Below are 14,161 nucleotides of genomic sequence, written 5' to 3' on the forward strand. Positions count from 1 at the left end.
TTCGCAGCGGCGCATACCCAGGATCAGAGATACGGCATGAACCAGCAGACAGGCAGCGTGACCCGACGTGACAAGGGCGGACAACGGGGCGCCCCCGCATTCCGGCTGTCGCCAGCCATGCACGCCCTGGTCCTCGCCCTGTCGGCGGCGCCGGCGCTGGCGGCCGGCCCGGCGTTCGGTCCCGGCTGGTTCTCCGACAAGCGCGCCACGCAGGCGCAGACCGCGGCGACCGGGCGCCTGCCCGGCGGCGGCCTGGCCGGCATTCCGTCGACGCTGCGCGACCAGCAGCGCGCCAACCAGCAGCTGCAGCGCTCGCTCGCCAACCTGAACCGGGGCGCGGCGGCGATCGCGGCGCAGCAGGCGGCCCAGGCCGCGGCGCGCCAGGCGGCGCTGCACCAGGGGTCGCCGGTGCCGGACGGGATGGCCGAAGACGGGTTGAAGGTCGACACCAATCCGCTGACTGCCGGCTGGCTCAATGCGCGTCCCTTGACGCCCGGCTCGCAATCCTCGCGCGGCGGCCGCACCGTCGTCACGGTCGACCAGACCGCCGACAAGGCCATCCTGAATTGGGAGACCTTCAACGTCGGCCGCAACACCACCGTATCGTTCAAGCAGCAGGCCAGTTCGTGGTCGGTGCTGAACCGGGTCAACGACCCGCGCGCGCGGCCCAGCCAGATACAGGGCCAGATCGAAGCGCCCGGCACCGTCATGATCGTCAACCGCAACGGCATCGTCTTCAGCGGTTCCAGCCAGGTCAATACGCGCAACCTGGTCGCCGCCGCGGTGGGGATGAGCGACGCCCAGTTCCGCAGCGGCCTGTACAGTGGCAAGACGGGTGAAAGCGCCAACGAGCGCTACACGCCCAGCTTCGGCAACGACCTGGTCGGCCAGGGCGACGCCGCCCGCGCCGGCAACGCCACCGGCGACGTGCGCGTCGAGGCCGGCGCGCGCATCCAGACCAGCGCGCCTGGCGGCGTCACCCAGGGCGGCGGCTACGTCCTGCTGCTGGGCCGCGAAGTCCACAACGCCGGCCAGATCACGACGCCGAGCGGCCAGACGGTGCTGGCGGCGGGCGATACCTTCATCATCCGCCGCGGCCTGGGATCGGACGCCAACGTCCGTTCCACCACCCGTGGCAACGAGGTATCGGCGCGCCGCAATGCGGGCAGCCAGGCGGGCGTGGCGGCCAACACCGGCCTGATCCAGTCGCCCTTGGGCGACATCACGCTGACCGGACACGAGGTCCGCCAGCAGGGCGCGGCCATCGCCACCACGTCGGTGACCACGCGCGGCACGGTGCATCTGCTGAATTCGGCCAGCGACGCCAGCGGCAGCGTCGTGTTCGGCCGGGATTCCACCACCGCCATCCTGATCGAGAACGACGGCACCGTCGCGCTGGATGCGCAGCGCGACACGCTGGTGCGTCCAGCGCCGGAGGAGGGCGACAATCATCGGACCGCGGGCCAGGCTTTCGATCACCTGAGCGCCTTGCCCGATCGCCGCGACCAGTCGCGCATCGAGGTGACCAGCGGCGGCACGGTCGAGGCCCGGGACGGCGCGCTGGCGCTGGCCACGGGGGGGCAGATCGCCATCGCGGCCAATCGCCGCACGCTGCTCAACGACGGTGCGTTGCTGGACGTCGCCGGCGCGGTCGGCGTCAAGGTGACGATGGAATCCAACAACCTCAAGATCAATATCCAGGGCAACGAACTGCGCGACGCGCCGCTCAACCGCGATGGCAAGGTCTTGAACAACAGTGAAATCTGGATCGACCGCCGCGCGCTGGTGCAGGTGGCCAAGGGCGTGAACGGCTATGAACGCGAGCGCTGGTACACCGCCGGCGGGCTGCTGGAGGTGGGCGGCTACCTGGGCACCGAGCGCCACGGCATCGGCGAGTGGGCGGCGATCGGCGGCACGGTGACGGTGGAGGGCGGCGAGCTGGTCGCCCGCCGGGGGGCGCTCATCAACATCTCGGGCGGCACGCTGGACGTGGCGGGCGGCAACATCCAGCAGAGCTGGCTGCGGGGCGAGGACGGCCGCCTGTACGAAGTCTCGCGCGCGCCCGGCGACCTGCTCTACAAGGGCCTGTATCGCGGCTTCGAAGACACCCACGCGCGCTGGGGCCAGAGCGCCACCCGCTATTTCTACAGCGCCTTGCTGGCGCCCCGGCAGCGCTACGAAGACGGCTATACGGCCGGACGCGACGCGGGCCGCCTGGTCATCGGCACGCGCACCGCGGTGATGGAAGGCAGTATCGTGGGCGAGGCCTTCCAGGGCGAACGCCAGACCCAGGCGCGACAGGCGGTGGAGGCGGGCCTGCGGCAGCAGACCGGCTACCAGCAGTCGCAGCTGGCCCGGGCGCAGGCGGGCCAATTGATCGTTGGCCGCTATGTGGCACGCCAGATCACCGGCGCAACGACGACTTCGTGGGGGTACGACCTGGCGGCCGCGGCCAGGCAGATCCTGTTCACCGATGCCATGCCGCCGCTGGCCGACAGGCTCGGGCTGGACGGCGCCATGCCGGCGGACCGCCGCGATACCGTGTGGCTCGATGCTGCGGCGCTGAGCCGCGCGGGCCTGGGCCAGGTCACCGCCGTGGCGGCGCAGGACGTGACCGTCGGGCAGGATCTGCGGGTCGCGTCCGGGGGCCTGATCGAGCTATACGCGCCGAACGTCTCCATCCAGGGCGACCTGACGGCGCGCGGCGGCCGCGTGGCTGCCGGCAATGTGCTGCAGAGCGTCGAACGCGAGGTTTTCCTGGCGCCGGCCGCCAATACCTCGGCGCGGGTCGAGGTCGCGCCCGGCACAAGCATCGATGTCAGCGGCCTGTGGGCCAATCTGCGGCGCGCGCCGCAAGACGTCGATGCGCTGGCCTGGCGCAATGGCGGGCAGATCGCGCTGCGCGGCACCGGCGCGGTTGCCGTGGCGGCGGGCAGCGTGCTGGATGCGCGTTCGGGCGCGACACTGGACGTCAAGGGCCGGCTGAGCGGCGGCAAGGGCGGCGACGTGGCGCTGGAGCAGGTGGCGCTGAACGGCAGCGTGCCCGGTCCGGGACCCGTGGGGGTGTCGCTGGCCGGCACGGTATATGGCTACGGCGTCAACGGCGGCGGCACCCTGCGGGTCGGCGCCAACCGCGTGTTGATCAGCGATGCGGCGGATGCCGATGCCGGCGCCGATGGCCTGGTGTTGCGCGGCGACCTGTTCCAGCGCGGGTTCGCGCGCTACGACATCAACGGCGCGCAGGGCTTGACCGTTGCCGACGGCATGGCGCTGGACGTGGCGATGCCGGTCTATCGTCCCAGGTCCGAGACGCCGGATCCGCAGCTGGCCGGCTTCGATGACGCGCTGACGCTGTGGACGCCGCCGTTGTTCCAGGAGAATGCCGTCACCGGCCGGATGAGCCAGCGGCTCGGGGCCAGCCTGTCGCTGTCCGCCTTCGTTGCGGCGACGCCGCAGACGGTGGGCGCCTTGCGGATCGGCCAGGATGCCGTACTGCGGGTCGACCCGGGCCAGACCATCCGCCTGCAATCGCGCGGGCTGATGCGGGTGCAAGGCACGCTGCAAGCGCCCGGCGGCCAGATCGTGGTGGCGCGGGGCGCGGATGACCAGGGGGCCACCGCGCAACTGGGCGGCCTGCCCAACTCGGTCTGGATCGAATCGGGCGCGAGGCTCGACGTGGGCGGCATTGCGGCGACGGCCGTGGACGCCCGTGGCCGCCGCTACGGCAAGCAGCTCGATGGCGGGCGCATCGCCATCGACGGCGAGTTCGTCGTCATTCGGCCGGGCGCGGAGCTGGAAGCGTCGGGTTCGGCGATGACCGTGGACGTGCCGGTGGATGACGGCGCCGGCGCGGGCGCCAGGCGGGTTGGCGGCAAGGGCGGCGAGATCGCGCTGGCCGCCACCGCCGGCCTCTACCTGGATGGCGCGATGCGGGCCGCGGCGGGCGGCGCCAGCGCCGCGGGCGGAGCCCTGTCGCTGAAGCTGGAAACCCCGCTGTACGCGACCGGCACGCAGCAGGCCCTGATACGGCCGCGTGAGCTGCGCATTTCGCAGACGGCGGGCGCGAGCCTGCTGCCGGCCGGCATCGCCCCGGAAAGCGCCGCGCTGGACTATGGCTTGGGCCGTATTGGCATGGACCAGATCGCGGCGGGAGGCTTTGGCGACGTGTCGCTGTATGCGCGCGACCTGTTGACCTTCGACGGCGACGTGACGCTGCAGGCGCGGCAATCGATCAGCCTGTACCAGGGCGCGCTGGGCAACACCCGGGCGGGCGCCACCGTCCGCATCATCGCGCCCTATGTGCTGTTGAGCGGCCGCACCAATCTGACTCCCGCGATCGTGCAGCAGGTCGAGGCCACGCTCAACGCGTGGAAGCCGTCGACGCTACCGGGCGCCGCGCTGTTTGAAGTCGACGCCGACCAGATCGATATCCGCAACCGCGTCAATGCCGGCATGTCCGGCGCGGCCAGGCTGGGCGGCGGCAGCCAGTTGGCCATCGAACGTCGTGGCTACGACAACGTGGCCCTGCGCAGCCGGGGTGACCTGCGGTTCCTGGCCACCGCGGGCGCCACCGACATCCCCATCAGCGGGCAGAGCGACACCAGCGCCGTCCTGACGGCGGGCAACCTGCTGCTGGCCGGGCAGCGGGTCTATCCCGCCACGGGCGCGAAGGGGTTGGCGGTGGCCGGGTGGCGCGGCGGCGGCGTTCCCTATGACGCCGACGCGGTGTTGCGGATCGAGGGCGTGGCCGGTCCGCAGGCTGGCGTCGCGCCGCTGTCCGTGTTCGGCGCGCTGACCTTGAACGCGCCCAACGTGGAGCAGGGCGGTAACGTGTTTGCGCCGTTGGGACGTATCGTCATGGGCATCGGCATCAACGGCGATACCCGCCAGGTGCGGCTGCTGCCCGGCAGCCTGACCTCCGTCAGCGCGGCGGGCCTCACCGTGCCCTATGGCGGCACCGTCGACGGCCTGAGCTACCTTTACCAAGGCGCGCCGGTGGAGGCCGTGGGCGTCGGCGGCACCAACATCTTCCAGGTGGTGAGGGGCATTTCCCTGCTGGGCGGATCGATCGCGGTGGATGCCGGCGCGGTCATCGACCTGTCCGGCGGAGGCACCTTGGCGGGCGCGGGGTTCATCAGCGGGCGAGGCGGCTCCACCGATCCGCTGTTCCATCCCTTGCCGCGGTTCGATGCCGCGAGCGGCAAATTCGACCTGCCGGCGCTGTCGGACCGGCCGGTCTACGCGATCATGCCGGGCCTGGCCGACGGCTACGCGCCGGTGGCGCCGCGCGACGAAGCCAGCGGCTACGCCGGCTCGCGTCCGCGCGCCGGCGAGACCATCACGATCGGCGCCGGCGTGCCCGGCCTGCCCGCGGGCACCTATACCTTGCTGCCGTCCTACTACGCCCTGTTGCCCGGCGCCTACCGCGTCGAGCTGGGGCAGGGCGCGCTGGGCGGCAACGCCAGTACGCTGCGGGGGGGATCCTGGTCGGTCGCGGCCATCCGCGGCCTGTCCAACACCGGCGCCGTGGATGCCATGCCGCGGCAGGCGCTGGTCACCCCCGGCGACGTGCTGCGGCGGCATGCCCAGTACAACGAGATGGACTACAGCGCCTTCGTGCTGGCCGAGGCCGCGAGCAGTGGCCAGCCGCGGCCGATGCTGCCCGCCGACGCGGCGGCGCTGGAGTTCAACTATCGCAACCTGCCCGGCGCCGGGCCGGCGCTGCGGTTCGACGGCCAGGCCCGCTTCACGCCCGCCAGGGACGGCTATGGCGGCCAGTTGCTGGTTCGCACCAACGGCGCGGCGCTCGAGATCGTCAACGACGCGTCCACGGCCTCGCCGGCCGGCATCGCGCTGCGGGACAGGGATCTGAACGCGGTGGCCGCCAACCGCCTGTCGCTCGGCGGCTGGGCGTACCAGCCGGTGACGGCGGGAGACCGCCAGCTGGGCACGGCAGCCGGCTCCGGCGGCGACGTCATCGTGCGCGCCGGCGCCCAGTTGCGCGCGCCCGAAGTGCTGCTGATCGTCGACCAGGCGAAGTCGATCGTGGTCGAACGCGGCGCGGCCATCAATACGCTGGGGATGGGCGCCGCCCCTTATGACGCGCGCCAGGGCTACCGGTTCGGCAGCGCGGGAGGAAACAACAGCATCCTGGCCATCTCCAATGGCTGGCTGGATTTCGGCAATGGGCTGGGCGCGCAATCCGGCCGCATCGAGCTTGGCGCCTGCCCGGCGACAGCCTGCGCAGGCACGACCCAGCTTTACTCCGATGGCACGGTGGTCTTTGGCAGCAACAATCTGGTGCTGCACGACGCCTTGCGCTATGGCACCCGCAACCTGGTGGTGGCCGCCAGCAGCCTGAACGCGGGCGGCGATGCCGCGCTGGCGGACGCGATGGCGCGCGGCGTTCTGCCCGCGGGGCTGCGCCTGTCGCAGGACCTGTTGCGCCGCCTGCTGGACGGCGACACCAGCGTCGGCGCGCCGGCGCTGGAACGGGTGATCTTCTCGTTGCGCGACTCGGTCAATTTCTTCGGCAACGTCAATCTCAGCACACTGGATGCCGCCACCGGCAACTCCAGCCTGGCGCAATTGGTGCTGAACACGCCCGCCATCTATGGCTACGGCGGCGCCGGCGACGTCGCCACCCTGTCCACCGATACGCTGGTCTGGAACGGCGTCGCCAACGCCGAGCCCGCCCCGATCGCGGCCGGCGGGGCGGGAACCGGCCTGGGCACGCTGAACCTGAGCGCGCGCCGGATCGTGCTGGGCGACGCCAACGGCACGCTGCAGGTGCCGCACCAGCAGATGCGGCGCCAGGCGCTGGGCTTCTCCAGCGTGCGGATGGATGCCGCCGAGCAGATCACCGCGGGCGGCGAGGGCAGCCTGGAGGTCCACCAGGCGCGCGGCGACTTCGTCGATGGCAAGTTCCAGTACCAGGGCGGCTCGCTGCTATTGCGCACGCCCATGCTCACGGGCGGCAACGGCTCGGTCACGCGCCTGACGGCGGGCGACCTGCTGCAATTGACGGGCACCGGCGCGGCGCCGGCCGACGCCGCAGCGCCGTGGGGCGCCACGCTGACCCTGCAAGGCGGCAAAGTCGAGCTGGACAGCGCCATCGTGCTGCCCAGCGGCAAGCTGGTGGCGCAGGCCGAGCATGGCCTGACGCTGGCCAGCGGGGCGCGGCTCGACCTGGGCGGTCGCGCCGTGACCCTGGGCGACCAGACGCGCTATGGCTGGGGCGGCGACGTGGAGCTCGAAAGCCGCAAGGGGGATATCGTCCAGGCGGCCGGGTCCATCATCGATCTGTCGGCGCGCTACAACCAGGCCGGCAGGCTCACGGCCACGGCGCTGGACGCCGGCGCCGGCCTGATCGACCTGCGCGGCGCCATCAAGGGGCAGTCCAGCGGCGAGTACGATGCCGGCGGCACCCTGGTGCCGTTCGAGGCTGGCGGCATCGCGCTGCGGGCCCAGGCCATCGCCGACTTCGTGGCGCTGAACCAGCGCCTGACCGAAGGCGGCGTGACCGGCTCGCGCGCCTTCCAGCTCAAGCGCGGCGACCTGGTGATCGGCAATGAAATCAAGGCCCGGCGGATCAACATCGCGGTCGACGGCGGCAGCTTGACGGTCAATGGCGTGGTCGACGCCGGCGGCGCGCAGGTCGGCAGCATCCGCCTGTCGGCCCGGCGCGACCTGATCGTCAACGGCCTGCTGGACGCGCACGGCGCCTTGCTGCGCGTGGACAGCCGGGGCGACATCATCGACAGCCCCAACCGCGCGGTGGTCGAACTGACCGCCACGCAGGGCCGTCTGGTGCTCGGCGCCAACGCGGCCATCGACCTGCGGGCCGGCACCGGCGTGGCGGCGGGCAATGGCCCCGGCCAGCATGATGGCCGCCCGCGCGGCACGCTGGACCTGAACGCGCCGCGCCTGGGCGCCGATGACGTGGCGCTGGACATCCTCGGCACGCCCAACGTGCTGGGCGCCGAGCGCGTGTCGGTCAATGCCTTCCGGCGCTACGACGACGCGCCCCTCGCCACGGCCCCGGACATCACCGGCCGCACGCCGCAGGTGATCACCCAGGCCTATCTGGACCAGATCGACGCGGACAGCGTCACCTACATGAACGCCGCGCTGGCCAACGCCGCGCTGGGCGCGCGGCTGCGGGGCTACGGGTTGCGCCCCGGCGTGGAGATCGTCAGCCGCGCCGCCGACGGCGATCTGCGCGTCGAGGGCGACCTGGACCTGTCGAACTACCGCTATGGCCCCGACGCGGACCGCAATGATCCGGCGCGCCGCGGCTTCGGCGCGGCCGGCGTGCTGCTGGTGCGCGCCAAGGGCGACCTGAACATCTACGGCAGCATCACCGACGGTTTCGCGCCGCCGCTGGGCACCGATGACGACGTCCGCGCCTGGCGCCTGATCGGCCGGGCGGGGCCGGATGACGCCAATGGCGTGGACGTGGCCGGCCAAAGCCTGATTCTGCCGCGCGCGGTCACGCTGGCCGGCGGCACGGTGTTTCCCAACACCGAGACCGAATCGCTGAATTTCGACCTGCCGATCCAGCCCAACACCATCAAGGCCAACGCGCGCCTGCCGGCCCAGGTCGAACTGGCTCAGCCCCTGACCCTGGCGGCCGGCACCGTGCTGGAGGCCGACGTGCGCGCGGCGGACGGCACGCTCTACGCCAAGGGCAGCGTGCTGCCGGCCGCCTTGACGCTGACGGCCGGCGCCCGCCTGGGCGCGGGCATGGCATTGAACCAGGCGATCTCCGTGCGGACCTTCACCGTGCCCAAAGGCACGCCGCTGTCGATCTTCAATGCCCCGCTGGCCCTGGCCGCCGACCTGCCGCTGGCGGCCGGCGCCTACCTGCCCAGCGGAACCGACCTGCGCTTCAACGGCAGCACGGTGGAACTGCGGGACCTGAACGCCGATGGGGTACAGGGCCGCATCTGGGCCGTCGCGCCCATGCTGGGCCGGGGCGCTTCGTCCTGGAGTCTGCGGCTGGCCGGCGGCGCCGACCTGGATTCGGCCGACACCCGCGCGCTGCTGCCGGCTTTCCAGTTGGGCGACCGCGGGCATGTGAAGCTGTCGGATCCGCATTACCTGCAGGACCTGAGCTTCGGCCTGTTGGGCGAATCGCCCATCTTCAGCGTGATCCGCACCGGCCGCGGCGATCTCGACATCCTGGCCGGCGGCAACTTCCAGCAGGGTTCCTACTACGGCATCTACACCGCCGGCACGCCGTCGGACGCCGTGCGCGACGCCCAGGGCAATCCCATTCTCGATGCGCTGGGCAGGGACGCCTACAACCTGCCGCGGGCCTATGACGAGCTGATGAGCCGCGCGGATGGCTACGGTTCCGTACTCGGCGCCGCCGCGGCCAATTACGAGCCGCTCGTCACCGGCGGGCAGTATGCCGCCTGGTATCCCGAGCGGGGCGGCGACCTGCTGTTGAATGTGCAAGGCGACATGCGCGGCGCGGTGCGGGGCCTGCCGTCGAAGTTCGACGGCCAGGATCCCCGTGGCGCGGCGCCCGCGCCGGGAAGCTACCCCGGCTATTGGCTGTGGCGCCAGGGGGGCGCCGGCATCGGCCAGCAGACGGCCTGGTGGATCAACTTCGGGACTTACCTGCCGTCGCCGTACTTTTCCATATTCGAGACACCGGGCGTATCGGTGGAAGGCTTTACCGGCTTCGGCACGCTCGGTGGCGGCAATCTGTCGGTCAATGTGGGCGGCGACGCAGGCGTGCTGACCCAGCCCGTGGCGTTGCAGAATACCTATCCCACCATGCAGGGTCTGGCGCTTGCCGTGGGCAGCACCGGGCGGATCACGCCGGACGGCAAGCGTGTGTCCACCGGTGGCGGGGACTTGAGCCTGCGCGTCGGCGGCGCGCTGAATCCCTTGCGAACCAGCTCGAGCGATGGGGTCAATGACATTTCCGCGCCGTACTCCGATCTGAACGGCGTCCTGACCAACCTGCGCGGCGCCATCAAGGTGGACGCGCGCAGCATCGGACGGGTCGATCCGCTGTATCGGGCGGTGGACCGATCGGATTCCCGTGGCCTGGACCCATTGCGTCCCACGCTGGCGGCGCCATCCGGCGGTCCGGCCATCGTGGCCGGCGACGCCACCGCCGCGCTGAACGCACGCGGGGATCTGGTCCTGGGCGGCGTGGGCGATGCCGGCAGGATGTACCAGCTGTCGGCCACCCCCTTCATTCACGAGGGCGTGGAACAGCCGGGCGGGGCCAATAGCTGGTTCTCGTTGTGGACGGCGAGGACCTCGCTGGACCTGTTCGCCGCGGGCGGCGCCTTGACGCCGATCACCGCCGGCCACAACGACAACCTGGCGACCAAGAACCAGTACCAATACAGTGCCAGTGGGTATGCGAACGTCTTTGCCTATCCTTCGCGCGTCAGCGTGGTGGCGGCTTCGGGCAGCATTTTCTATCACGCCAGCTCGGCCAACGCCGCAACGGAATGGTCCTTTGCGCCGGGAAGCCAGGGCAGCGTGGAAATGCTTGCGCGCGGCGGCCTCTATGGCGGCGGCTATCGCACCGGCGTGTCGGGCGCCGACCCGACGTCGATCGCGGCGCCGGAACGCCCCGCCTACCAGGCCACATGGGACAGCGGGGCGGTCAGCGCCGGCAACGCCGTGGGCCTGGAGGGCGGCCTGCTCGCCTTCGGCACGGACTCGGCGGCGGGGCGTCCCGCCCTGTCCAACGCGGGGATCGCGCGCTTCTATGCGGGTGGCGACATCGTGGGCCTGTCTACCGGCAGCACGATAACGACCAAGGACGGCATCGAGTACCACGCCGCCCGTCCCGTCAGCATCCAGGCTGGCGGCGACATCGTCAACCTCAAGGCCCTGGTCCTGAATCACCAACCCAACGACGTTTCCCGCGTCGTCGCCGGCCGTGACATCCTCTATGCCAACGTCGACGTGGCCGGCCCCGGCTGGCTGGAAGTCAGCGCCGGCCGCAACCTGACGCAGGAAGACAAGGGCCGCCTCACCAGCATCGGCCCGATCAACGGCGGGCAGACCACCGGCAAGGGCGGTGCAGGCATCGTTGCCAGCGCCGGCGGCCAAGGCGACTACGCGGCGTTTGCGCGCCGCTACCTGGACCCGGCCAATCGCGCCGATCCGGGCCAGCCGCTGTCCGGCCAGGCGGGCAAGACGGCCAAGACCTACGAAGGCGAACTGCTCGACTGGCTGCGCGCGCAGCATGGCTACGGCGGCGCCGCGGACGGGGCGCGCGCCTATTTCGATGCGCTGCCGGCCGAGCAGCAGCGCGTGTTCCTGCGCCAGGTCTACTACGCCGAACTGACGGCGGGCGGCCGCGAGTACAACGACCCGATCGGGCCGCGCGCCGGCAGCTACGCCCGCGGTCGCCAGGCGATCGCCGAGCTGTACCCGACGACCGGCGCGGATGGCCGGCCGATCCGCTACCAGGGCGACATCACGCTGTTCGGCGGTTCCGGCATCCAGACGCTGTACGGCGGCTCGATCCACCTGATGGCGCCGGGCGGCCAGGTGGTCTTCGGCGTCGAGGGCGTGGCGCCGCCGTCCACCGCCGGCATCATCACCCAGGGCGCCGGCGACATCCAGATGTACGCCAAGGGCAGCATCCTGCTGGGCCAGAGCCGGGTCATGACCACCTTTGGCGGCAACATCCTGGGCTGGTCGGCCGAGGGCGACATCAACAGCGGCCGGGGCGCCAAGAGCACCGTGGTGTATACGCCGCAGCGGCGCCTGTATGACGACGTCGGCAACGTGACGCTGTCGCCCACCGTGCCCAGCACCGGCGCCGGGATCGCCACCCTCAACCCGATTCCAGAGGTGCCGCCGGGCGACGTCGACCTGGTGGCGCCGCTGGGCACCATCGACGCGGGCGAGGCGGGCATCCGCTACTCGGGCAACGTCAACCTGGCGGCGCTGCAGGTGGTCAACGCGGCCAACGTGGTGGGGCAGGGCAAGGCCACCGGCGTGCCGGCGCTGGCGGCGGTGAACGTCGCGGCGTTGACCAGCGCCAGCGCGGCCGCGGCGGGGGCGACCCAGGGCGCGCAGGAGACCTCGCGCCAGCAGCAGGCGGCGGCGCGCCGCAACCTGCCGTCCATCATCAGCGTGCAGATCCTGGGCAATGGCAGCGAGCCGCTGTCGGGCGCGGGATCGCCCGGCGCCACCGCGCCGGCCGGCCGCAATCCGGGGCCGGGCGCGGCGGCCGCGACACAGGGCTACGACCCGCGCAGCATCTTCCAGATGGTCGGCAACGGCGAGCTGGACGCGGCGCAGAAGGCCCGCCTGACCGAACCGGAGCAGCGTGGCCTGTCAGGTGGCTAGGAGCTGGAAAGCTGACGATCCGCTGTCATGCCGCAGTCACAAGCGCGACCTACATTGCCCATTCACCGATTAGCACGACGTGTTGCGGCTCCCCCTCAGCCGCCGGGGCGCGACAAGGGCAGGGCATGCATCTGGAGCCAATCAGGGCGGGCAAGCGGCCGGCGCGTGGCCAGGGGCGCCAATGGTTGGGCTGGTGGATCCTGTGGGGGGTCTGCGCGGCCTTGTGCTGGCGCCCGGCCATGGCCCAGGAACCGTTGTTGCGGGTCTTCGAGTTCGACCTGCCGGCGCAACCGCTGCAATCGGCGCTCGAGCAATACAGCAATGTCACCGGCAGTTCGGTGGTGTATCGCGCCGCGTTGGCGGTGGGGCGGCGTTCGGCCGCGGTCAAGGGAATCCATACGCCGGAGGCGGCTTTGCGCATGCTGATCGAAGGTTCGGGACTGGCGGCCGAATACACGGCCGCCAACGCATTCATCCTGCGACACGCCGCCCGCAAGGACCGCGCGACGTCCGCCACGCGCCGCACCGACGGCAGCCGCGGCGCCTTCTACCGCAGCTACTACGGCGTGGTCCAGGCCGGCGTGCGCGAGGCGCTGTGCCGCAACCCCGCCACCCGTGCCGGGGACTACCGCGCGGCCATCAGTTTCGAAGTTTCGCCGATGGGCCGGGTGGAGCGGGCGCGCGTGCTCGATTCGACCGGCGACCGCGCCAAGGACGACGAGATCGTGCTGGCGCTGGACCAGGCCGTGTTCGACAAGGCGCCGCCACCGGACCTGCTGCAGCCGTTCGTGATGCTGGTCATGCCGCAGTCGCCGGAACACGACCGGGGCTGCCCGGCGTACTGACGCGCGCCGTCAATCCTTGCCCCGCGATCCATGATGCCCTCCAGCCTGTCGGTCCTGCGCGATTTCATGCTGCAACGCTACGACGACCTGAAGGCCCGCCTGACGCGGCGCCTGGGTTGCCCGGACCTGGCCAGCGACGCATTGCAGGACACCTGGCTGCGCCTCGAAGGCAAGGAGGAACTCGGCCCGGTCGACAGCCCGGGTCCCTATCTGATGCGCATGGCGGTCAATGTGGCGGTCGACCAGCAGCGCGTGGAAAACCGGCGCCTGACCGTCGCCGAGGCCGAGGTGCTGCTGCACATCGCCGACCCGGCACCCGGGCCCGAGCGTATCGCCGAGGGGCGCGCCGAACTCGATGCGCTGACCCGCGCGATGGGCGAGCTGCCGGCGCGCCAGCGCGACATCCTGCTGGCGGCGCGGGTCGAGGGGCTGCCGCAGAACGACATCGCCGAGCGGCTGGGCGTGTCGTTGCGCACCGTCGAACGCGAACTGCGCAACGCCCATGAGTACTGTGCGCGGCGAACACGTAAATTATTGTCACCATGAGGCGGGTTCCGGCTGCGAGAGTCGTCCTATGGATGTCAAGGGGAAAAACCGCGCGCCAACGCCCGCAGTGGCGGCGCGGCGGCATCGAGAGAGTGAGCAATGAAGACCGCAAGCCAGCCCGCCGATCGCAGACAGGCGGATATCGAACGCGAGGCCCGCGCCTGGATCCGCCTGATCGCGTCCGGGCAGGCCACGCTGCGCGAAGCCGATGCGCTCAGGCAATGGTGCTCGGCCAGCGAACGGCACGCCCAGGCTTTTGCCGCGCAGCGCCAGCTCTGGAGCCTGATGGCGCCGGCCGGCCTGGCGCTGCAACGGCAGCGCGCCCGCCAACCCGCCCGTGGCCCCGCCCCGGGCTGGGGCCGACGCGCCTTCCTCGCCACGGCCGCGGCGGCGGTGGTGGCGCCGCCCTTGCGGCTGTGGCCGGCGTGGGA

Annotated in this window: 4 protein-coding genes; all 4 read left to right on the top strand. The window is 71.5% G+C overall.

All coding sequences use genetic code 11. The annotated features are described in order from the left end of the window. The first annotated feature begins 36 nt into the window (after window positions 1-36). Complete coding sequence (locus DK459_RS08760) at window positions 37-12,339, top strand: filamentous hemagglutinin family protein (RefSeq protein ID WP_110134640.1); 12,303 nt, start codon at window positions 37-39, stop codon at window positions 12,337-12,339. A 125-nt stretch (window positions 12,340-12,464) separates the two neighbouring features. Next, window positions 12,465-13,184, top strand: coding sequence for a TonB family protein (locus DK459_RS08765; protein ID WP_058207312.1), 720 nt, complete (start codon window positions 12,465-12,467; stop codon window positions 13,182-13,184). 30 nt (window positions 13,185-13,214) lie between these two features. Further along, window positions 13,215-13,730 (top strand): RNA polymerase sigma factor, encoded by a 516-nt coding sequence (locus DK459_RS08770; protein ID WP_110134641.1) that lies wholly within the window; start codon window positions 13,215-13,217, stop codon window positions 13,728-13,730. 99 nt (window positions 13,731-13,829) lie between these two features. Continuing rightward, window positions 13,830-14,161, top strand: a 332-nt coding sequence (locus tag DK459_RS30755; protein WP_199234270.1) for a DUF4880 domain-containing protein, incomplete at its 3' end; no start/stop codon positions are given.

Source organism: Achromobacter sp. RW408 (genome assembly GCF_003184165.1).
In the GTDB taxonomy this organism is placed as follows: domain Bacteria; phylum Pseudomonadota; class Gammaproteobacteria; order Burkholderiales; family Burkholderiaceae_B; genus Achromobacter; species Achromobacter xylosoxidans.

Bases quoted from the DNA above. Each gene is read 5' to 3' on its own strand.
- DK459_RS08760 (WP_110134640.1), top strand. From the start codon at position 37: ATGAACCAGCAGACAGGCAGCGTGACCCGACGTGACAAGGGCGGACAA.
- DK459_RS08765 (WP_058207312.1), top strand. From the start codon at position 12,465: ATGCATCTGGAGCCAATCAGGGCGGGCAAGCGGCCGGCGCGTGGCCAG.
- DK459_RS08770 (WP_110134641.1), top strand. From the start codon at position 13,215: ATGATGCCCTCCAGCCTGTCGGTCCTGCGCGATTTCATGCTGCAACGC.